The sequence below is a fragment of the Leifsonia sp. fls2-241-R2A-40a genome (genome assembly GCF_030209575.1).
GTDB lineage: Bacteria > Actinomycetota > Actinomycetes > Actinomycetales > Microbacteriaceae > Leifsonia.
Window position 1 is genome coordinate 2914921 of the sequence record NZ_JARVRS010000001.1, and the last position, 20887, is coordinate 2935807.

Consider the following 20887-nt stretch of genomic DNA (forward strand, 5'->3'; position numbering starts at 1 on the left):
CGTTCGTCGTGACGCGACAGCAGCTCTCCCTCACCGCCCTGGCGCGCGCCGGGTTCGTGGGGCTGAGCTCTGTCCGCGCCGAGCTGGATGAAGTGGCCGACCTGACCGGGTTGCCCCTCGACACCCTCCTCACCGCGCTGTCGGCCGCCGCCGATCCGGATACGGCGCTCGCGTTCGCCCTGCGGCTGCTGCGCCAGGCGCCCGAACAGGCGTCGGAGGCCTTCCGTCCGGAAGAGCACGCCCGGCGCCTCTTCCGGGTGATCGGTGCGTCGGAGGGCATCGCGGAGTTCTTCCTCCGGCAGCCGGCACAGCTCGACGCCCTCGTGGATCCTGTCACGTCCCTTCCCTCCGCCGCTGAGCTGCGCGCCGACCTGCTCGCTGCGGTCGGGGCGAGCGACGGCGTCGTCGGCGACGGCGACGAGAGCGCTTGGACCGCGCTGCGGATCCACTACCGCCGCCGCCTGGTGCAGCTGGCGAGCTTCGACCTGGAGCAGGCCGACCCGGTCGCCGGCTTCGATGCCGTCGCGGCCACCCTGTCCGACCTCGCCGCCGCAGCGCTGGAGGCCTCCCTCGCCGTCGCGCGCCGAATGACCATCGGAACCGGTCCGGGCCGCTTCCCGGAGGAGCTCGTCCGCGCGACGCGGTTCGCCGTGATTGGGATGGGCAAGGCCGGCGCACGAGAGCTCAATTACGTCAGCGACGTCGACGTGATCTTCGTCACCGAGGGCGACCCGGAGGCGGGACTCGAGCCCGGTCGCGCGGTCGACATCGCGACGCGGCTCGCGATGCTGACGATGCGCGGCATCCACGAGCCCGCCATCGAGCCGGGCCTCTGGGAGGTCGACCCGAACCTGCGCCCCGAGGGCAAGGACGGCGCGCTCGTCCGGACGCTGGAATCGCACCTCGCCTACTACGACCGCTGGGCGAAGGGGTGGGAGTTCCAGGCGCAGCTCAAGGCGCGTCCGCTCGCGGGCGATCTGGACCTCGGCGAGCGGTACGTCGCCGCGCTTGCACCGAAGGTGTGGAGCAGCGCGTCCCGCGAGAACTTCGTCGAGTCGGTGCAGCGGATGCGCCAGCGCGTCACCGACAACATCCCCGACGACGAAGTGCACTACCAGGTGAAGCTCGGCCCGGGCGGTCTGCGCGATGTCGAGTTCACCGTCCAGCTTCTGCAGCTGGTCCACGGCCAGACCGATGACCGGGTGCGCCAGCGCGACACGCTCTCGGCCCTGGAGGCGCTGGCCGCCCAGGGCTACATCGGGCGGGAGGAGTCGGCGACGTTCTCGCACGACTACCGGTCGCTGCGGCTGATGGAGCACCGCCTCCAGCTGCGCCGGCTGACCCGCACCCACCTGATGCCGCGTGATGAAGCCGACGTGCGCATCCTCGCCCGCGCCACCGGCCTCGCCCCCAGCGCGGATCAGCTGATGGTGCAGTGGAACGCGATCAAGCACCGGGTGCGCGGTCTCCACGAGCGCCTGTTCTACCGTCCGCTGTTGAGCGCCGTCGCTGCGACCTCCGCGGACGACGCGCGGCTGGCCGGCGGAGCGGGCCTCACCAGCGGACAGGCCGAGGCGCGCCTGGCCGCGATCGGCTTCCGCGACCCGCGCGGCGCGCTCGCGCACATCGGGGCGCTCACCTCGGGCGTGTCCCGCCGGGCCGCCATCCAGCGGCACCTGCTTCCCGTGATGCTGCAGTGGTTCGCCGGAGGCCCGGACCCGGACTACGGCCTGCTGACCTTCCGCCGCCTCAGCGAAGAGCTCGGCTCGACGCACTGGTACCTGAGGATGCTGCGCGACTCCACCGGAGCCGCCGAGCGGCTGACCCGGGTGCTGTCGGGCTCACGTTTCGCGGGGGAGCTGCTCGGGCGCATCCCCGAGTCGGCGGCGTGGCTGGAGGCGGAGGACGAGCTGCGCCCGCGCGCCGCCGCCCTGCTGCGTGAGGAGACCGCAGCGATCCTGGCTCGTCACGCCTCGGTGGACACCGCCGCCGCGGCCCTCCGCGCCATGCGCCGGCGGGAGGTCCTGCGGCTGGCGCTGTCCGGCATCCTGGGCTTCGCGACGATCGAGGAGCTCGCCCGCGGCCTCACGGATGTCACCGAGAACATCATCGCGGGCGTGCTGCAGGCGATCCGCACCGCCCGCGGCGACAGCGAGCAGTTCGAGTTCGCGGTGATCGGGATGGGCCGGTTCGGCGGACGGGAGCTCGGGTTCGGATCGGACGCCGACGTGATGTACGTGTTCCGTCCGCTGACGGCCGACCAGGAGACCGCGAACCGCGCGGCTCTCGCGATCGTCTCCGAACTGAACCGGCTGACGGAGGACAACCGCCTCCCGCTCGACCTGGACATCGGACTGCGGCCCGAGGGCAAGAACGGGCCGCCCGTCCGGTCGCTCGAGTCGTACCGCGCCTATTACCGGCGCTGGTCGCTGACCTGGGAGGCGCAGGCCCTGCTGCGCGCTCGCGGTGTCGCCGGCGACGAATCCCTCCTCTCCGATTTCGCCGAGCTCGCCGACGAGGTGCGCTACCCGGAGAGCATCGGCGAGCAGGAGATCCGCGAGGTGAAGCGCATCAAGGCGCGCGTCGAGAACGAGCGTCTCCCGCAGGGCGCCGATCCGTCTCGCCACCTGAAGCTGGGCCGCGGCTCCCTGAGCGACGTGGAGTGGTTCGTCCAGCTCATCCAGCTGGAGCATGCGGCCGCCGTCCCCGACCTGCGGACACCCTCCACCCTGGATGCGCTGGCCGCGGCCGCCGGCAACGGCTTCGTCTCCGACGAGGACGCCGCGCGCCTCCGGGACGCGTGGGTCTTCGCCTCCCGCACCCGTTCCGCGATGACGCTCTGGTCGGACAAGACGGCCGACGTGCTCCCGTCCGACCGCGTCGCGCTCGACGGTGTGGCGCGCCTGATGGAGTACCCGCCCGGCTCCGCGAGTCGCCTCGAGGAGGACTACCTCGCGGTGACCCGCCGCGCCCGTCAGGTCTTCGAGCGCTCCTTCTACGGCGTCCAGCAGCGCCCGGCGCCGACGGGCTGACGCCTCTGTATTGCACCCCATTTGGGGTGTACTGCTCGGTCCACCTCTGGGTCTACCGTGCGGATGTGAGCAATCCTCAATCTACTCGTTACGCCTCACTGGACGGCCTCCGCGGCGTCGCCTCCCTGGTCGTCCTCGGGTACCACGCACTGCTGGTGGTTCCCGCGATCTCCGCCCTCTACATCGACAAAGTGGACCCGAGCGCCTTCAGTCCCGAATGGTGGCTCTTCAAGACGCCATTCCGTCTGCTGTTCGCCGGGCATGAGGCGGTTCTCGTGTTCTTCGTGCTGTCCGGCTTCGTCCTGACCCTGCCCTTCCTGAGCCGACCGCCGACGCGCCGGAGCACGCTCGCCTACTACGGGCGCCGCATCGTTCGTCTGTACGTGCCTGTATGGGCATCCCTCGTCCTCGCTCTCGCACTGGCGCTGGCGGTTCCGCGCAACCCGGCCATGGGCGGGTGGATGGGCACCCACCACGCGCCGACCGTGTCCAGTACCTGGCACGATCCGGTGCTGCTCTTCGGCACCTCGAACCTGAACAGCCCCCTGTGGTCCCTCACCTGGGAAGTGTGGTTCTCGCTTCTGATGCCGGTCATGTTCCTTCTGATCCGGTTCACGCGAGCGGCGCGCTGGTGGTGGGCCGCCATCCCGTTGCTCATGCTGGTGTCGGCGGCGGCGCGGTTCGACGTGATCCGCCGCGCCCTTCCGGACGCGGGGCTCACCGCCGACCTGCTGCAGTACCTTCCCGTCTTCGGGATCGGGATGCTGCTCGCCGTCAACCGCAACCGGCTCGCGGCGGCGGCCGGCCGGATCCGCACCTGGTGGCCGATCGTCGCCGGCGCGCTGCTGCTCACCATCAGCCCCACCCTGATCGCCCCGAACGGCTACGGCGTGGGGCAGGCGTTCGCCTACCTGCTCAGCCTCACGGGCGTCGCCGGCATCGTGGTCCTGGCGTTCGCCTCTCCGGTCCGTCGGCCGCTCGAGGCGCGACCGGTGCAGTGGGCGGGAACGCGCTCCTTCAGCATCTACCTCGTCCACGAGCCGATCCTGGTGGCGACCGCACTGCTCGTCGGCGCGAACGGATGGTGGTGGCTGCTGACCGCCGCGGCCGTGATCCCGATCATCCTGCTCACCGCGGAGGTGTTCCACCGCTTCGTCGAGCGGCCGTCGATCACGCTGTCCCGTGCCGTCGGCCGGGCGATCGAAGGCAGGCGCGCGACGGCGCCGGTTCCCGCCGCGGTCCAGAACGGCGGTTCCGTGAGCGCCGGTCCCTGACGCTCACGCTCGCGGCGCGCGCAGGCGGGCCGCCTTCGCGAGCAGCACCTCCCGCTCCCGCTCGTTGCCGGCGAGCCGGGCGGCGGTGGTGAGCTCGGACACCGCCTCGTCGGTGCGGCCCAGCTGCGCGAGCAGTTCGCCGCGGACGCTCGGAAGCAGGTGCGACCCGCGCAACGGTCCGTCGGCCGCGAGGGCGTCGACGATCCGCAGGGCGCTGGCGGGTCCGGTCGCCATCGACACGGCGGCCGCGCGGTTCAGTTCGACGACCGGGTTGGGTGCGATCCGGCCGAGCGCCTCGTACAGGACGACGATGCGATCCCAGTCCGTCTCCTCAGTGCTCGGGGCGACCGCGTGGCATTCGGCGATCGCGGCTTGCAGTGCGTAGGGGCCGCGTCCCCGTCCGAGCTCGTCCGCCCGGGCCAGGGAGGCGCGCCCCCGCATGATCTGCGAATGGTCCCAGCGCGTCCGGTCCTGGTCCGACAGGAGCACCGGCGTCCCATCCGGAGCCGTTCGCGCCGCGAAGCGGGCCGCCTGCAGCTCCATCAGGGCGACCAGTCCGTGCGCCTCCGGCTCGCGCGGGAGCAGCGCGGCGACCATGCGACCCAGCCGCAGGGCTTCGTTCGCGAGCTCGGTGCGCATCCACTCGGGTCCGCTGGTCGCCGTGTAGCCCTCGGTGAAGACCAGGTACACCACGCTGAGCACACCGGCGAGGCGCGGCTTCCACTCGGACGGCTCCGGAGTGGCGAAGGGGATGCGCGCCTCGGCGATCGTCTTCTTGGCCCGGACGATGCGCTGCTGCACGGTGGCCACCGGGACGAAGTACAGCCGGGCGATCTCGGCGGTGCTGAGCCCGGCGACGACGCGCAGCGTCAGGGCGACCTGACCTTCCCGGGACAGGGCGGGGTGGCACGCGGTGAAGACCAGCCGCAGCACGTCGTCGTCGATCGGCTCCCACGCGTCCTCGGCCGACTCGTTCAGCGTCGTGGCGATGGCACGGTAGCGATCGTCGAGACGTTCACGCCGACGCCAGTGGTCGATCGCGCGCCGCTTGGCCACCGCGGTCAGCCAGCCGCCCGGGTTGTTGGGCACTCCATCCCGCGGCCACTGGCGCAGCGCCTCGACCAGCGCCTCCTGAGCGAGATCCTCGGCGAGGCCGACGTCGCCGGTCAGCTTGGCGAGCGTCGCCACGACACGCGCCCCGTCGATGCGCCAGACGGCGTCGACCCGCGCCGGGATCCCGTTCATCGCACTCACCCGTCGGGGGCGCGTCAGGCCTTCTCAGCCGCGGCCCGCCACTCGGCTTCCTTCTGGATGTACTCGTTGTCGGCGAACGCGGCGAAGTCGCTCTCGTCGGTCACCCGGCGGACCTCGAGCTTCGAGCCCGGGCCGAGGGGGCAGCGGCTGGCCCACTCGGCCGCTTCCTCCTTGGAGCTGACCTCCAGGATCCAGAAGCCGTTGAAGAGTTCGTGCGTCTCCCCGTAGGGGCCGTCGGTGATGGCGGGGGGAGTGGTCGAGAAGTCCACGACGAAACCCGTGGTCGCGACGTCGTCCGCGAGGCCGTCACCCGACAGCAGGACGCCGGCGTTGATCAACTGCTCGTTGTACTGGCCCATCTTGGTGATGACTTCGTTGAAGTCCATCTCCTCATAGGCCTCCTTGGCCGCGTCGTTCGAGCGCATGATCAGCATGTACTTCATGGGGTGTCTCCCTCAGAGTCCGGGGTGCTTCTCTCGCACCCTCCTATCATCGTGTCGAACCGCACTCGCGAAGGTCGACAGGGTGGACGAAAAAACTTCTGGAGCGATCCCGGGCACGCGAAGAGGGGCCGCCTCCCACCGGGAAGCGGCCCCTCTCTGACGGTCTGCGTCGATCAGACCCCGTAGTACAGCTCGTACTCGAAGGGGTGCGGACGCTGCGCGAGCGGCTTGATCTCCTTCTCGCGCTTGTACTCGATCCAGGTCTCGATGAGCTCCGGGGTGAACACGCCGCCTGCGGTGAGGAAGTCGTGGTCGGCCTCGAGCGCGTCGAGCGCCTCGCCGAGCGACGCCGGCACCTGGGGGATGTTCTTGGCCTCCTCGGGCGGCAGCTCGTAGAGGTCCTTGTCGACCGGCTCGTGCGGCTCGATGCGGTTCTTGATGCCGTCGAGGCCCGCCATGAGCTGCGCAGCGAACGCGAGGTACGGGTTGCCGGAGGCGTCAGGCGCGCGGAACTCGATGCGCTTCGCCTTCGGGTTGGAGCCCGTGATCGGGATGCGGATGGACGCCGAGCGGTTTCCGGCCGAGTAGACCAGGTTGACCGGGGCCTCGAAGCCGGGGACCAGGCGGTGGAACGAGTTCACCGTCGGGTTCGTGAAGGCCAGGACGGCCGGCGCGTGCTTGAGCAGGCCGCCGATGTACCAGCGCGCGATGTCGGACAGGCCGCCGTAGCCGGCCTCGTCGTAGAACAGCGGCTTGCCGTCGTTCCACAGCGACTGGTGGGTGTGCATGCCCGAGCCGTTGTCGCCGAAGAGCGGCTTCGGCATGAACGTGGCCGTCTTGCCCCACTCGTTCGCCGTGTTCTTCACGATGTACTTGAACTTGAGGATGTCGTCCGCCGCGTGGACCATCGTGTCGAAGCGGTAGTTGATCTCCGCCTGGCCGCCGGTGCCCACCTCGTGGTGTGCGCGCTCCAGGATGAGGCCGGCGTCGATCAGCTTGAGCGAGATGTCGTCGCGCAGGTCGGCCTGCTTGTCGACCGGGCTCACCGGGAAGTAGCCGCCCTTGTACGGGGTCTTGTTCGCCAGGTTGCCGCCCTCTTCGACGCGGCCCGAGTTCCAGGCTCCCTCTTCGGAGTCCACGGAGTAGAAGCTCGAATTCTGCTTCACCTCGTAGCGCACGTCGTCGAAGATGTAGAACTCCGCCTCGGGGGCGAAGAACGCCGTGTCCGCGATGCCGGTGGAGGCCAGGTACTTCTCCGCCTTCTTGGCGACCTGGCGCGGGTCCTTCGAGTAGATCTCGCCGTTGCGCGGGTTGTAGATGTCGAACACCATGATCAGCGTGCGCTCGGCGCGGAACGGGTCGATGTACGCGGTCGACACATCCGGGATGAGCTGCATGTCCGACTCGTGGATCGACGCGAAGCCGCGGATCGACGAACCGTCGAACAGCTGACCGACGGAGAAGAACTCCTCGTCGACGGTCGAGGCGGGGATGTTGAAGTGCTGCTGCACACCGGGAAGGTCGGTGAAGCGGATATCAAGGAACTTGACGTCGGTGTCCTTGATGAACTTGAGCACCTCGGAAGAATCACGGAACATACGGACGACTCCCAATGGCTTTGGTGACCGGACTGCGCGTGCAGCCCACGTCAAAGCTAAGGGGAGGGGGTTTCCCCGCGGTCACGCGAATGTTTCCGGCATGTTACGCGTACCCGGACCGGGGATGCGCCAAGGACCGCTCGCTAGAATCGGCGGGTGCCGCAGAACCCCACGAACCGCCCCGGCGACCTCGCCCCCAGCCGCTACCCGGGCGAGCGTCTCGGGCTCCCCGAGGCCGGCCCGCGCTCGGTCGGGCGCGTCGGTCGCCGCATCGCCGCGATCGCGATCGACTGGGCCCTCGCATCCCTGCTGTCGTTCGCCTTCTTCCGCTACGACTCGTGGGCGACCATCCTCATTTTCGCCGTGCTGCAGATCGTCTTCATCCCGACCATCGGTGGCAGCCTCGGCCACCGGGCAGTGGGGATGCGCGTGGTCGCGGTGCGCGGCGGCTGGGTCGGGGTGTGGCGTCCGATCGTCCGCACGCTGCTGCTGTGCGTCGTCATCCCGGCGCTCGTCTGGGACTCCGACCAGCGGGGCTTCCACGACAAGATCGCCGGAACCGTCCTCATCCGCGCCTGAGGCGGGGCGAAAGTCCGCTTAGCGAGCGCGCTGTGCGCGGACCTTCATCGGGTCGATGCCCTTCGGGATCGGCATCTGGTTCTCCATCGACTGGAGACGGTTGCTGATCGCCAGGACCTCGGCCTTGGTGAGGGTCGGCTTGATCTTCGCCAGAGTGCGCGGGACCTTGTGGAGCGGAACCGAGTTCGCATCCGGCCCGACGGTGATGATCGTGACGGGGACGTTCGGCAGCACGCGGTTGACCTTGCGGCGTTCCTCGTCCACCATCCGCTTGGTGCGGGTGGCCGGACCCTCGCTGATCAGCACGACGCCGCCGCGGCCGGTCGCCCGGTACACCGCATCCTGCGTCTTGCCGTTGACGGCCACCGGCATCTCGGAGCCGCGCCAGCTGCGCTTCAGGGACGAGCGCAGCACGGCGCCGACGGCACCCGGCTGGCCCTCGATCTGCGAGTAGGCGGCACGCTCGGCGCGCCGGCCGAGGATGATCAGCGCGAGCAGGACGCCCGCGAGCACTCCCGCGACGATCCACAGCACCATCGTGAAGATGTTCCCGCCGGACAGGAACACCGCCAGAAGCACGCCGATAAGGATCGGGAGGACAGCCCCGAGCACGATGTACAGCACCGCGCGGTCGTCGTAGCGACGGGTCATCTGGAAGACCTGCCACATCTGCTTCAGACGGCCGGGCTCCTTGGTGGACTTGTCCTTTGCCATAGCTCCAAGGATACCGGCTCGGGGACGTTCCCAGACACCGGTTCGCTACCGGATGAGCGCTCTCAGGAGACCGCCTGCGCGAAGCCGAGCGTCGCGTCGGCGAGGTGCTTCAGCTCGTCCGGCACCGGCCGTCCCTTCGCCTGCATCGACTGCGCCCACAGGCGCCCCGCGCGGTACGACGAACGCACCAGCGGGCCGGCGAGAACGCCGAGGAATCCGATCTCCTCCGCCTCCTCCTTCAGCTCCACGAACTCGTCCGGATGCACCCAGCGTGCGACGGGCAGGTGGCGCGGGCTCGGCCGCAGGTACTGGGTGATCGTGATGATGTCCGTCCCGGCGTCGTGGAGGTCGCGGAGAGCCGCGCTCACTTCGTGGCGCTCCTCTCCCATCCCGAGGATGAGGTTGGACTTCGTGATCAGCCCCGCCGCGCGTCCCTGCGTGAGCACATCCAGCGACCGCTCGTAGCGGAACGCCGGGCGGATGCGCTTGAAGATCCGCGGGACCGTCTCGACGTTGTGCGCGAACACCTCCGGCCGCGCCGAGAACACCTCGGCGAGGTGAGCCGGGTTGCCGGAGAAGTCGGGCACGAGGATCTCGACGCCGGTTCCCGGCGACTGGCGGTGGATCTCGCGGATCGTCTCGGCGTACAACCACGACCCCTCGTCCTCCAGGTCGTCGCGGGCGACGCCCGTCACGGTGGCGTAGCGGAGCCCCATCCGCTCGACGGACTCGCCGACCCGTCGCGGCTCGTCGCGGTCGAAGTCGGCGGGCTTGCCCGTGTCGATCTGGCAGAAGTCGCACCGGCGGGTGCACTGCGAACCGCCGATGAGGAACGTGGCCTCGCGGTCCTCCCAGCACTCATAGATGTTCGGGCACCCGGCCTCCTGGCAGACCGTGTGCAGGTCCTCCGACTTCACCAGGCTCTGCAGCTGCCGGTATTCCGGGCCCATCTTCGCCTTGGTCTTGATCCACTCCGGCTTGCGTTCGATCGGCGTCTGGGCGTTGCGGATCTCGAGACGCAGCATCCGGCGTCCCTCGGGCACGGCGCTCACGCGACGGCCTCGGCGGAGGTGAACTCCAGGTCGAAGGCCTCCATGACGAGCGGGGCGACGTCCTGCGGCGTGACGGTGCGGCCGAGCACCCGCGAGATCGTGGTGACGCCGGCGTCGCGGATGCCGCAGGCGACGATGCGCTCGTAGGCGTCGAGACTGTTGGAGCAGTTCAGCGCGAAGCCGTGCATGGTGACGCCCTCCGCGACCCGGATGCCGATGGCGGCGATCTTCTCGTCGCGGGTGGCGCCGGGGTTGTTGGCTGGGCGCATCCACACGCCGGATCGGCCCTCGATCTGCTCGCCGTGGACGTCGAGCCGTGCGAGGACGTCGATGAGGACCCGTTCGAGAGCGCGCACGTATCCGACGACATCGATGGGGTCGTGGAGGCGGAGGATCGGGTACCCGACGAGCTGCCCCGGCCCGTGCCAGGTGATCTTGCCGCCCCGGTCGACGTCGACGACGGGAGTCCCGTCGGTCGGACGCTCGCTCGGGTCGGTGCGCTTGCCCGCGGTGTACACGGGCGAGTGCTCGAGGAGGATGACGGTATCGGGCGCCCGGCCTGCGACGACAGCGGCGTGCAGGGCACGCTGCTGCTGAAGGGCCTCGAGATACGGCACGGAGTTGGCGCTTAGCCCCGTGACGTCATACGTGGTCACCCGCACAGTCTAGGTGCGCCGACGGCCGTCTGCTCACAGGCGGGTGGTGTCGACCGTTCTCCACGGTTGTTCGGGATGCGTCGATGTGGGTTCGTGCATTCGGCTGGGATGGGCGGGTGATGCTTTCCCGCTTGTCCTCCCGTCCTCGTCCCGCCACGGCCGCCGAGCTGCTGCGTGCGGCCAACTCCATCGCTGCGTCTCGGGGTTGGCAGGTGGGAGGGACGGCTCGGGAGGCGCGCGGTGACCCGGGGGAGGAGGTGCGGCTTCTGGTGGCCGGTGAGGGGCTTCCGGGCCCGAGCGTGCTGCGTCTGAGGGTGCGGCCGGCGGCCGGGGCCTCGCCACCGAACGTCCCGGGTCGTCAGGCCGCCAGGAGCGAGCATCTGGTCGGAGTCGTCTGCGAGCCGTGGACGCTGTCACTGCGCGCCACCGAGGCGGAGGCGGTGGTCCTGGGTCCCGCTCCGGAGGCGGATCTCGAGCGGCTGCTGAGGGAACGCGGCGGGCTCGATGGTGGCGAGGCCGCGACCATCCTCCTCGGCGTTGCTGCGGGGATCGCCGCTCTGCACCTGGCCGGTTGGAGCGGGCCGGAGCTTTCGCCTACCGACATCGCCTTCGTTCGGGACGGCTGCCCGGCGCTGGACGGGCTCGACGCGCTGACGGTGTGGACGCCGACCGCTGCGGTCGCGGATGCCGACGCCTTCCACGGTCTGGCGCGGACGGTGTGCCTGAGGGTTGCGGACGGCTCCGGGATGCGGTTGCTCGCGGCGGTCGAGGCGGGCCTGCGCCGAGGTCGGTGGACGGGGGTCGAGGAGTCGGTGCTGGCGGCGGTCTCACCGTCGGCGGTTCGGCTGGTCACAGCAGAGGACGGTCCGGAGGTCGTTGGGTCTCCGGGAGGTTTTCGGAGCGCGCGCACGAACGGTCGATCCACCGGCCACAGAGCCGTCGCTCTGCTTGGACGCGCCATGGATGCGCTGGACGGGAACCCGACGCGGGCGCTCACCCGACGATTGCGGGAGTGGATGCAACGGCGGCCGGCGCTCGTGGCCGCGGGTCTTGTGCCGATCGTGCTCGCAGGGGTGCTGGTCGTCGTCCTGCCTCCCGCCGGCGGCGGCAGTGCATCAGCGGCCGGCGAGGCGCGAGCGTTGCAGACGTCGGTGAGGAGCGCGCCGCCTACATCGGCGGTCGCATCGCCGTCGGCGGGGAGCGCCTCGGCGTCCGCGAGGAGCGCCTCGCCGTCGGCCGCTGCGTGGCCGTCGCAGGGCGGGTCGCCGTCGGTCCCCGCGCCGAGCGGTTCAGACGGTCGCGGCGCTGCTGCTGACGACGATCCGGTGGACGCCGCCCGAAGGCTGCTCGACGAGCGGGAGGCGTGCTTCCGGGGAGCTGTTGCACGTCGCGGCTGTCTGGACGCGGTGCTGGACGGCACCGCGGCCCTTGCGGCGTCGGAGACGGCCGCTGTGGGGACCGACGGGGCGGCGGCCTCCCGTGATTACACCGGTGCGCAGCTGAGCCTGGTGGAGCGATGGGGCGGCGCGGCGCTGGTCAGTGTCGCCCCGGACGCGGCCCGGACGCCGAAAAGCGAACCGGCCTCGCTCCTGCTGGTGAGGAGCGAGGCCGGTTGGCGCTTGCGGGCGGTGTTCCCGTGAACGGGTCAGAGACCGAGGTTGGCCTCGAAGTTGCCGCCTTCGAGGCGGTTCTTCACCGCGACGAGGAAGCGGGCCGCGTCGGCGCCGTCAACGATGCGGTGATCGTAGGACAGAGCCAGGTAGACCGTCGAACGGATGGCGATGGAGTCGCTGCCGTCGGCCGAGATCACGACCGGCTTCTTCGCGACGATGCCCGTGCCCAGGATCGCGACCTGCGGGAGGAACACGAGCGGGGTGTCGAACAGGGCGCCGCGCGAACCGGTGTTGGTCAGCGTGAACGTGCCGCCCGCGAGCTCGTCCGGCTTCAGCCGGTTGTCGCGGGTGCGCTCGGCGAGGTCGGCGATCTCCTTGGCGAGGTTCGCGATGTCCAGGTCGGACGCGTTGCGCACCACCGGGGTGAGCAGGCCGCGCTCGGTGTCCACGGCGATCGAGATGTTCTCGTGGTCCGGGTACACGATATTGTCGCCGTCGACCGTCGCGTTGATGACAGGGTACGTCTTCAGCGCCTCGGCTGCGGCCAGAGCGAAGAACGGCAGGAAGGAGAGCTTCACGCCGGTCTTGGCCAGGAAGTCGCCCTTCACGCGGTCGCGCAGTGCGGCGACCTTGGTGACGTCGACCTCGACCACGCTCGTGAGCTGCGCGGTCGACTGCATCGAGACGACGGCGCGCTCGGCCACGACCTTGCGCAGACGCGACATCGGCTGCGTGGTGCCACGCAGCGGCGACACCTCGGGGGCCGGAGCCGCGGTGGCCGCAGCAGAGCCGGAGGCGGCCGGAGCGGCAGCCGCGAGGATGTCCTCCTTGCGGATGCGACCGCCGACGCCGGTGCCGGTGACGCTGGAGAGGTCGACACCCTGTTCGTTCGCCAGCTTGCGGACGATGGGCGTCACGTAGCCGGCGTTGCCGGCGTGGGCGCCGCCCGATGAAGCGGGCGCAGCGGCCGGAGCAGGAGCAGCCTGCGCAGCCGGAGCGGCCTGGGCGGGCGCCGCCTGAGCCGGAGCCGCCTGAGCCGGTGCTGCCTGCGGAGCCGGAGCGGCCTGCGCGGGAGCCGCCTGCGGGGTGGGGGCCTCCTGGGCGGGGGCAGCCTGAGCAGGCGCCTCCTGGGCAGGCGCCTCCTGGGCGGGAGCTTCCTGGGCGGGTGCGGCGGGCGCCTCCTGCGGCGCAGCCTGCTCGGCGGGCGCGGCCTCAGCCGGCGCGGCCTCGGCAGGCGCTGCCTGCTCGGCGGGCGCCGCCTCAGCGGGCGCGGCCTCAGCCGGTGCAGCCTCAGCAGCCGGAGCGGCCGGCGCCTCAGCGGCCGCGCCGGAGCCGTCGCCGATCGTCACGAGCGCGGTCCCCACCTCGACGGTCTCGTCCTCCTGCACCAGGATCGCCTCGATGACGCCGGCGACCGGCGACGGGATCTCGGTGTCGACCTTGTCGGTCGAGACTTCGAGCAGGGGCTCGTCCACCTCGACACGGTCGCCAACGTTCTTCAGCCAGCGTGTGACCGTGCCTTCCGTGACGCTCTCGCCGAGCGCCGGGAGGCTGACGGATTCGCTCATGAGCTTTTCTCCTTCAAAACCTGATCGTTCAGTAGCTTATTGCAGGCGGGTCCGCACGAGACGGACCCGCCTGGTCGTCCTAGAGGGTGTGCAGCGGCTTGCCCGCGAGGTACAGGAACGCCTCGCCGAGCGACTCGTTCTGCGTCGGGTGCGCGTGCACGAGAGGAGCGATGTCCTCCGGGTACGCCTCCCAGTTCACGACCAGCTGCGCCTCGCCGATGAGCTCGCCGACGCGGGCGCCGATCATGTGCATGCCGACGACCGGGCCGTCGTTCACGCGCACGACCTTGACGCTGCCGTTGGTGCCGATGATCTCGCTGCGGGCGTTGCCGGCCAGGCTGTAGTCGTAGCTGCTGACGGCGTCGGCACCGTACTGCTCGACGGCCTTCGCCTCGGTCAGGCCGACGGATGCGACCTCGGGGTCGCAGTAGGTGACCTTCGGGATGTTGACGTCGGGGACGACGATCGGGTTGAGACCCGCGATCTCCTCCGCGACGAAGATGCCCTGCTGGAAGCCGCGGTGCGCGAGCTGCAGGCCCGGGACGATGTCGCCGACGGCATACACGCCGGGGATGTTGGTCGCGAGGCGCTCGTCGGTGATGACGAAGCCGCGGTCCATGGTGACGCCGACCTCGTCGAACCCGAGGCCCTGGGTCAGTGGTCCACGGCCGACGGCGACGAGCAGCAGGTCGGCCTCGATCGTGTTGCCGTTCTCGAGGGTGACGACGACGCCCTGCTCGTTCTGAGTCACGCCCTGGAAGCGGACACCGAGGCTGTAGTCGATGCCACGACGACGGAAGGCGCGCTCCAGCGACTTGCTGATGGACTCGTCCTCGTTGGGGACGAGGTGCGGGAGCGCCTCGATGATGGTGACGTCCGAGCCGAACGACTTCCAGACGCTGGCGAACTCGACGCCGATGACGCCGCCGCCGAGGACCGCGACCTTCTTCGGGACGAAGTCGAGCTCGAGCGCCTGCTCGCTGGTGATGACGCGGCCGCCGGTCTCGAGGCCCGGAAGCGAGCGCGAGTAGGAGCCGGTGGCCAGGATGACGTTCTTGCCGACGATCATGTCGTCGCCGACCTGCACGGTGGTGGGGGAGACCAGACGGCCCTCGCCCTCGATCACCGTGATGCCGCGGGCCTTCACCAGACCCTGCAGGCCCTTGTACTTCTTCGCGACGATGCCGCGGCGGTACTCGGTGACACCGTTGATGTCGACGCCCTGGAGCTGCGTCACGATGCCGTACTTCGACGACTCCCGCGAATAGTCCGCGATCTCGGCCGCGTGGAGCAGCGCCTTCGTCGGGACACAGCCACGGTGGAGGCAGGTGCCACCGACCTTGTCCTTCTCGATCATGCCGACGGTGAATCCGAGCTCGGCCGCACGCAGCGCTGCTGCGTAGCCTCCACTCCCACCGCCGAGCACCACAATGTCAAAGTTCTGCTCAGACACCCAGCTACTCCCTCGCGCATCAGGATCATGTGACACGATTTGCCGCCCAGAGGGGTGGCCCCGGGAGACGTGTTGATGGGCGGGATTTCCCGCCCATACGACCCTACTACTTCCCGGAAAAGCTCTCGGCCAGGCGGATGAGCGCCCTTACGCTCACCGCGGACGGGCCCTTTCCGGTGAATCCGTACGGCGCCGCCGGGCTCTTCGCGGGGCCCGCGATGTCCAGGTGCGCCCAGGGGATGCGCGGCGCGTCGTCCTCTTCTCCGGTGCGTCCGACGAACTCCTGCAGGAACACCCCGGCGAGCAGCGCGCCGCCCGCGGTGTTGCCCGGGTTCGCGTTGGCGATGTCGGCGACGTCGGAGTTGATCGTGGCGCGCAGTTCGCCGGGAAGCGGCATCGGCCAGAGCAGCTCGCCGGTCTCCTTCGCAGCGGTCAGCACCTCGTCGACGAGGTCGTCGGAGCCCATCAGGGCGGCGTAGCGGGTGCCGAGCGCGACCATGGCGGCGCCCGTCAGGGTCGCCACGTCGACGATCGCGTCGGGCTGCTCCTCGCTCGCGGCGACCAGCCCGTCGGCGAGGACGAGGCGTCCCTCCGCGTCGGTGTTGAGCACCTCGACCGTCCGGCCTCCGCGGATGCGCAGCACGTCGTTGGGCCGGATGGCGGACCCGGACGGCATGTTCTCCGCCAGGCACAGCCACGCCGTGACGCGCACCGGCAGCGCGAGGCGGGCGGCCGCGAGCGCGACGGCGAGCACGGTCGCCGCGCCCGTCATGTCGTACTTCATCCCGACCATGCCCGTCGGAGGCTTCAGCGAGAGGCCGCCCGAGTCGAACGTGATGCCCTTGCCCACGAGGGCGAGGTGACGGGTTGCGCCGTCGGGGGAGTAGGAGACCTTGACCAGGCGCGGCGGACGCGTCGAACCCTGCCCGACGCCCAGGATGCCGCCGAACCCGTCCGCGGCGAGCTGCTCCTCGTCCCACACGGTGACGTTGACGGGGAGGTCCGCCGCTGCGGCCTCGGCGCGGTCGGCGAAGGTCGCGGGGTAGAGGTCGAGCGGCGGGATGTTGACCAGATCCTTGACCAGCGAGGCGGCCTCGGCGACCGCCGACGCGCGAGAGACGAGTGCGTCCGCGTCGGCGGTGGCGGCTCCGAGCACCTCGATCGACGCGACCGGATCCTTCGCAGCAGCCCTGCTCTTCTCGCGGTACTCGGTGAATGCGTAGGCGCCGAGCGCTGCTCCCTCGAGCACCGCACCCAGCTCGGCGTCGCTCTCCGCAGGAAGGTCGAGCGCGACGGCCGCCGTCCCCGCCAGCTGGCGGATGGCGCTCCCGGCGGCGTAGCGGACGGCGTCCTCGCCGCCCTCGGGCAGTCCGATCACGGCGAGCGAGGGGCCGGACCCCAAGCCGGGGAGCCGCACGAGCTCATCCTTCCCGCCGCTGAAGCCCACGTCGCGCAGCTGCTGCGCCAGTTCGTCCCGACGAGAGCCGGAGAGCACGGTCACGCCGTCACGGCCGACCCGTGCGGCGGTCACGAGCACGTCGGCTGCGGTGGCGGGGGTGGATGCGTCGGTCAGGGTCAGCGCTGGTGCGGTCATGCTTCGACCCTAACGCGGGGCCGTGCCGCATCCCCCGGCGTAGCGGCCTTACCGCGTGTTCGCTGTGGGCGTGCAGCCAGGCGGCGCTGACCCGGGTTCCGCTTCCGGGGTCCGCTCTAGAGTTGAAGCATGCGAGACCCCGGCGAACTGTTCGAGCTCAATCCGGCACTCGAGGTGCCGGAAGGGTTGCCGCTCGTCGCGGGCCTGACCGGCTTCGCCGACGCGGGCTCCGGCGTGAGTCAACTCGGCACCTATCTGCTCGGCACGCTCGACAGCGAGGTCGTCGCCACCTTCGACGCCGACATCCTGCTCGACTACCGGGCGCGCCGCCCCATCATCTACTTCGATCAGGACCACCTGACCGACTACCAGCCGGCGACGCTGAAGCTCTACCTCGCGTACGACGAGCTGCGCCAGCCGTTCCTTCTGCTGTCGGGCTTCGAGCCCGACTTCCGCTGGGAGGCGTTCACGGATGCCGTGCTCGGGCTGATCGAGCGCTTCAAGGTCAAGAGCATCACCTGGGTGCACTCCATCCCGATGCCCGTCCCGCACACACGGCCGATCGGCGTGACGGTGAGCGGCAACCGCTCCGAGCTGATCGAGTCGATGTCGATCTGGAAGCCGCACACCCAGGTGCCCGCGAACGCCCTGCACCTGCTGGAGTTCCGCCTCCAGCAGCTCTCGTACCCGATCGCCGGGTTCATCCTGCTCATCCCGCACTACCTCGCCGACACCGAGTACCCGGCGGCCGCCGTCGCGGCCCTCGACTCGATCAGTGCGGCGACTGCGCTCATCTTCCCCACCGACCGCCTGCGCCAGGAGGACCGCGACTTCATCGCGAACATCGACGAGCAGGTCGCCGGCAACGCCGAGCTGGGCCGACTGGTGGGCACGCTCGAGGAGCGGCACGACTCCTACATGGAGGACACGCAGCTGCGCTCGCCGCTGACCGACAGCGACGGCGAGCTGCCGAGCGCCGACGAGATCGCCGCCGAACTCGAGAACTTCCTGGCCTTCCGCCGTCACGGCGACGAGGAGAACCCGCGCGGCGACCGCTGAGCGCACACCGCATCGCTCCCGCATCGTCCGCTCGACGGGAGGCTGTCGGCGGCGGGCATAGGATCGTTCGGTGAATTCGCGTCGCTCCTGGGTCGTCTACGGGATCGGAGTCTTCGCTTACCTGATCGCCGTCATGCAGCGCACCACGATCGGTGTCGCGGGGGTGGCGGCCACGGATCGGTTCCACGTCTCCGCGGCGGTCCTCTCCACCCTGGCGGTCGTGCAGCTGATCGTCTACGCCGGGATGCAGGTCCCCGTGGGCGTGCTGATCGACCGGATCGGCTCGCGCGTCCTGATGCTGGCCGGTACGGCGCTGATGGTGGTCGGCCAGGTGGCCGTCGCGCTCGCGCCGAGCATCGCCGTGGCGATCGTGGGCCGCATCCTGGTCGGGGCCGGTGATGCGACGGTCTTCACCTCTCTCATGCGGCTGACGAACTCCTGGTTCCGCGGGCGGATCGTCCCGCAGCTCTCGCAGTGGATCGGCAACGTCGGTCAGCTCGGGCAGGTGCTGTCGGCCATCCCGTTCGCGCTGCTGCTGCACCTGTCGGGATGGACGGTCGCCTTCCTCACGGCGGCGTCGCTGTCCGTCGTGGCGCTCATCGGCATCCTGGTGGCGGTCACAGACCGGCCTGTCGGCGCGAGCGAGGGGCCGCGGCCGGCGACGTGGTCGGACTCGATGCGGCAGCTGCGGGTCAGCCTGGCGCGGCCGGGCACGCAACTGGGCTTCTGGTCGCACTTCGTGACCCAGTCCTCCGGCACGGTCTTCAGCCTGATGTGGGGGATCCCGTTCCTCGTCTTCGCCCTCGGCATCCAGCCCGCGGAGGCGTCGGCGCTGCTCACGGTGCTGGTCGGCGCGGGACTGATCTCGGGGCCGATCCTCGGCATCCTCACCGCGCGCTTCCCGATGCGGCGGAGCAACCTCGTGCTCGGGATCGTCGCCCTGATGGCGGCGGCGTGGACGCTCGTCCTGCTCTGGCCGGGGAAGCCGCCGCTCTGGACGGTGATCGTGCTGATCGCGGCGATCGGGATCGGTGGCCCGGGGTCGCTGATCGGATTCGACTTCGCGCGCACCTTCAACCCGCTGCACAGCCTGGGCTCGGCCAACGGGATCGTCAACGTCGGCGGGTTCCTGGCGAGCTTCGTGATGATGTTCCTGATCGGCGTCTCCCTCGATGTGCAGGCGCACGGCGCCGACGGCGACGCGCAGCTCTATCAACTCGACCACTTCCGCTGGGCGTTCGCCATCCAGTACGTCATCGTGGGGATCGGCGTCGGCTTCCTGGTGCGCGCACGCCGGCGCACGCGCCGTGCTCTGAAGGAGGACGAGGGAATAGATGTGGCCCCTCTCTGGGTTGCATTGGTTGGAACGTGGAGGCGGCGCGGAGGACGCGAAGCGCTGTAGAGGGCGCGGCGGACGGCGTCCCGATTCGATCCGAGTTTGGCCGTACTGGTCGGGGGCTCGCGTGGAACGTGCAATAATTGGCGTCTGGACCCGTTCATGTCTTCGGGCCGGAGCATTCGACGATGCCCGGCGGAACCGACCGAGACTTGACATGGGTCTTAGTAGTGTCCGCACGCAACCCTGAGCCAGGCTCGGCCGTCAGGATCCCGGCCCCTCTGCTTGGTATGAAAGGTGTTCACATGGCAACCCGTGCAGCAACGAAGACCCGCGATGCGGAGGTCGAGGTCGAGGAGACCGTGACCGCCGCCGCGGACGAGACGACGAAGGCCGCGCCCAAGAAGGCGGCGGCGAAGGCCGCGCCCAAGAAGGCGCCGGCGAAGGCAGGTGCCGCGAAGAAGCAGACCGCACCGGTCAAGGGCAAGGTCAAGGCTGCGGACGACGACGAGATCGACGACGACGCCGAGGTCGAGATCGACGAGGAGGCCGTGGTCGACGACGACACGGCCGACGAGCCGGAAGCGGCCGAAGCCGACGCGGACGCCGACTCCGAATCTGACGACACCGAGGGCAAGGCCCCCGTGGCCGCCGCCCCCGCCGAGGACGAGCCCCTGCCGAGCGACGCGCTCGTGCTGCGCGCGGTCGACGAAGAGGACGACATCCCCGTCTACTCGACGACGATCACCGGCGCCACCGCCGACCCCGTCAAGGACTACCTGAAGCAGATCGGCAAGGTCCCTCTGCTGAACGCGGCCGAAGAGGTCGAGCTCGCCATGCGCATCGAGGCGGGTCTGTTCGCCGAGGACAAGCTGGCGAACACCCCCTCCCTGACCAAGGAGCTCGAGCGCGAGCTGAAGTGGGTCGCCCGCGACGGCCAGCGCGCCAAGAGCCACCTGCTGGGCGCCAACCTGCGCCTCGTGGTCAGCCTCGCCAAGCGCTACACCGGCCGTGGGATGCAGTTCCTCGACCTCATCCAGGAGGGCAACCTGGGCCTCATCCGTGCCGTCGAGAAGTTCGACTACACGAAGGGCTTCAAGTTCTCCACCTACGCCACCTGGTGGATCCGTCAGGCGATCACGCGTGCGATGGCCGACCAGGCGCGCACCATCCGCATCCCGGTCCACATGGTGGAGGTCATCAACAAGCTGGCGCGCGTGCAGCGCCAGATGCTGCAGGACCTCGGCCGCGAGCCCACCCCGGAAGAGCTGTCGAAGGAACTCGACATGACTCCGGAGAAGGTCATCGAGGTCCAGAAGTACGGTCGCGAGCCCATCTCGCTCCACACCCCGCTGGGTGAGGACGGCGACAGTGAGTTCGGCGACCTGATCGAGGACACCGAGGCGGTCGTCCCCGCGGACGCGGTCGGCTTCACCATGCTGCAGAAGCAGCTGGAGAGCTTGCTCGACTCGCTGTCCGAGCGCGAGGCGGGCGTGATCCGCATGCGCTTCGGCCTCGGCGACGGCATGCCGAAGACGCTCGACCAGATCGGCGACACCTTCGGCGTGACGCGCGAGCGCATCCGCCAGATCGAGTCGAAGACCATGGCGAAGCTGCGTCACCCGTCGCGTTCGCAGTCGCTGCGCGACTACCTCGAGTAAA

16 protein-coding genes are annotated in these 20887 nt (G+C 70.0%); 7 read left to right on the forward strand and 9 right to left on the reverse strand.

What is annotated here, in order from left to right; all coding sequences use genetic code 11:
- Window positions 1–8 precede the first annotated feature (8 nt).
- Both QRN40_RS14430 and QRN40_RS14435 read left to right on the forward strand, forming a co-directional pair.
- Complete coding sequence (locus QRN40_RS14430) at window positions 9–3032, forward strand: bifunctional [glutamine synthetase] adenylyltransferase/[glutamine synthetase]-adenylyl-L-tyrosine phosphorylase (protein ID WP_285116412.1); 3024 nt, start codon at window positions 9–11, stop codon at window positions 3030–3032.
- A 65-nt stretch (window positions 3033–3097) separates the two neighbouring features.
- Window positions 3098–4306 carry an acyltransferase family protein gene (locus QRN40_RS14435; protein ID WP_285116413.1) on the forward strand — a complete coding sequence of 403 codons (1209 nt, stop codon included), beginning with the start codon at window positions 3098–3100 and terminating at the stop codon, window positions 4304–4306.
- Window positions 4307–4309: 3 nt separating this feature from the next.
- On the opposite strand, the gene QRN40_RS14440 is transcribed toward QRN40_RS14435, so the two are convergent.
- From QRN40_RS14440 to glnA, 3 genes are all read right to left on the reverse strand, one after another.
- Window positions 4310–5551, reverse strand: coding sequence for an RNA polymerase sigma factor (locus QRN40_RS14440; protein ID WP_285116414.1), 1242 nt, complete (start codon window positions 5549–5551; stop codon window positions 4310–4312).
- Window positions 5552–5574: 23 nt separating this feature from the next.
- Complete coding sequence (locus tag QRN40_RS14445) at window positions 5575–6003, reverse strand: YciI family protein (protein WP_285116415.1); 429 nt, start codon at window positions 6001–6003, stop codon at window positions 5575–5577.
- A gap of 173 nt (window positions 6004–6176) precedes the next feature.
- On the reverse strand, window positions 6177–7601 hold the full coding sequence (glnA, locus tag QRN40_RS14450) for a type I glutamate--ammonia ligase (protein WP_285116416.1): 1425 nt from the start codon (window positions 7599–7601) through the stop codon (window positions 6177–6179).
- A 156-nt stretch (window positions 7602–7757) separates the two neighbouring features.
- On the opposite strand from glnA, the gene QRN40_RS14455 reads away from it, so the two are divergent.
- On the forward strand, window positions 7758–8180 hold the full coding sequence (locus QRN40_RS14455; protein ID WP_285116417.1) for an RDD family protein: 423 nt from the start codon (window positions 7758–7760) through the stop codon (window positions 8178–8180).
- An 18-nt stretch (window positions 8181–8198) separates the two neighbouring features.
- Here the strand turns inward: QRN40_RS14455 and QRN40_RS14460 are convergent, their stop codons facing one another.
- From QRN40_RS14460 to lipB, 3 genes are all read right to left on the reverse strand, one after another.
- Entirely contained in the window at window positions 8199–8894 is a 696-nt protein-coding gene (locus QRN40_RS14460) for a DUF4191 domain-containing protein (protein ID WP_285116418.1), read from the reverse strand.
- A 62-nt stretch (window positions 8895–8956) separates the two neighbouring features.
- Window positions 8957–9946 carry a lipoyl synthase gene (gene lipA / locus QRN40_RS14465; RefSeq protein WP_285116421.1) on the reverse strand — a complete coding sequence of 330 codons (990 nt, stop codon included), beginning with the start codon at window positions 9944–9946 and terminating at the stop codon, window positions 8957–8959.
- Window positions 9943–10602 carry a lipoyl(octanoyl) transferase LipB gene (gene lipB, locus QRN40_RS14470; protein ID WP_285116422.1) on the reverse strand — a complete coding sequence of 220 codons (660 nt, stop codon included), beginning with the start codon at window positions 10600–10602 and terminating at the stop codon, window positions 9943–9945. The genes lipA and lipB overlap by 4 nt, the downstream gene beginning before the upstream one ends.
- Before the next feature lie 131 nt (window positions 10603–10733).
- Here lipB and QRN40_RS14475 point away from each other — a divergent pair, with 131 nt between their 5' ends.
- Entirely contained in the window at window positions 10734–12242 is a 1509-nt protein-coding gene (locus tag QRN40_RS14475) for a serine/threonine-protein kinase (RefSeq protein WP_285116423.1), read from the forward strand.
- 5 nt (window positions 12243–12247) lie between these two features.
- On the opposite strand, the gene sucB is transcribed toward QRN40_RS14475, so the two are convergent.
- From sucB to QRN40_RS14490, 3 genes are all read right to left on the reverse strand, one after another.
- Window positions 12248–13783 (reverse strand): 2-oxoglutarate dehydrogenase, E2 component, dihydrolipoamide succinyltransferase, encoded by a 1536-nt coding sequence (sucB, locus tag QRN40_RS14480; RefSeq protein WP_285116424.1) that lies wholly within the window; start codon window positions 13781–13783, stop codon window positions 12248–12250.
- A gap of 79 nt (window positions 13784–13862) precedes the next feature.
- Window positions 13863–15236 (reverse strand): dihydrolipoyl dehydrogenase, encoded by a 1374-nt coding sequence (gene lpdA, locus QRN40_RS14485; protein WP_285116426.1) that lies wholly within the window; start codon window positions 15234–15236, stop codon window positions 13863–13865.
- A gap of 106 nt (window positions 15237–15342) precedes the next feature.
- A complete protein-coding gene (locus QRN40_RS14490) occupies window positions 15343–16830 on the reverse strand; it encodes a leucyl aminopeptidase (protein WP_285116427.1) in 1488 nt (495 codons plus the stop codon).
- A gap of 129 nt (window positions 16831–16959) precedes the next feature.
- On the opposite strand from QRN40_RS14490, the gene QRN40_RS14495 reads away from it, so the two are divergent.
- The 3 genes from QRN40_RS14495 to QRN40_RS14505 all read left to right on the forward strand — a co-directional run bounded on the left by QRN40_RS14495 (window position 16960) and on the right by QRN40_RS14505 (window position 20886).
- Window positions 16960–17889, forward strand: a complete 930-nt coding sequence (locus tag QRN40_RS14495; protein WP_285116428.1) for a proteasome assembly chaperone family protein — start codon at window positions 16960–16962, stop codon at window positions 17887–17889.
- Between the two features lie 70 nt (window positions 17890–17959).
- Window positions 17960–19291 (forward strand): MFS transporter, encoded by a 1332-nt coding sequence (locus tag QRN40_RS14500; protein ID WP_285116430.1) that lies wholly within the window; start codon window positions 17960–17962, stop codon window positions 19289–19291.
- Between the two features lie 239 nt (window positions 19292–19530).
- Entirely contained in the window at window positions 19531–20886 is a 1356-nt protein-coding gene (locus QRN40_RS14505; RefSeq protein WP_285116431.1) for an RNA polymerase sigma factor, read from the forward strand.
- The last annotated feature ends 1 nt before the right edge of the window (window position 20887 follow it).

Coding starts and splice junctions, on each gene's coding strand:
- QRN40_RS14440 (WP_285116414.1), bottom strand. CDS start 5,551: ATGAACGGGATCCCGGCGCGGGTCGACGCCGTCTGGCGCATCGACGGG.
- QRN40_RS14445 (WP_285116415.1), bottom strand. CDS start 6,003: ATGAAGTACATGCTGATCATGCGCTCGAACGACGCGGCCAAGGAGGCC.
- glnA (WP_285116416.1), bottom strand. CDS start 7,601: ATGTTCCGTGATTCTTCCGAGGTGCTCAAGTTCATCAAGGACACCGAC.
- QRN40_RS14460 (WP_285116418.1), bottom strand. CDS start 8,894: ATGGCAAAGGACAAGTCCACCAAGGAGCCCGGCCGTCTGAAGCAGATG.
- sucB (WP_285116424.1), bottom strand. CDS start 13,783: ATGAGCGAATCCGTCAGCCTCCCGGCGCTCGGCGAGAGCGTCACGGAA.
- QRN40_RS14490 (WP_285116427.1), bottom strand. CDS start 16,830: ATGACCGCACCAGCGCTGACCCTGACCGACGCATCCACCCCCGCCACC.
- QRN40_RS14495 (WP_285116428.1), top strand. CDS start 16,960: ATGCGAGACCCCGGCGAACTGTTCGAGCTCAATCCGGCACTCGAGGTG.
- QRN40_RS14505 (WP_285116431.1), top strand. CDS start 19,531: ATGGCAACCCGTGCAGCAACGAAGACCCGCGATGCGGAGGTCGAGGTC.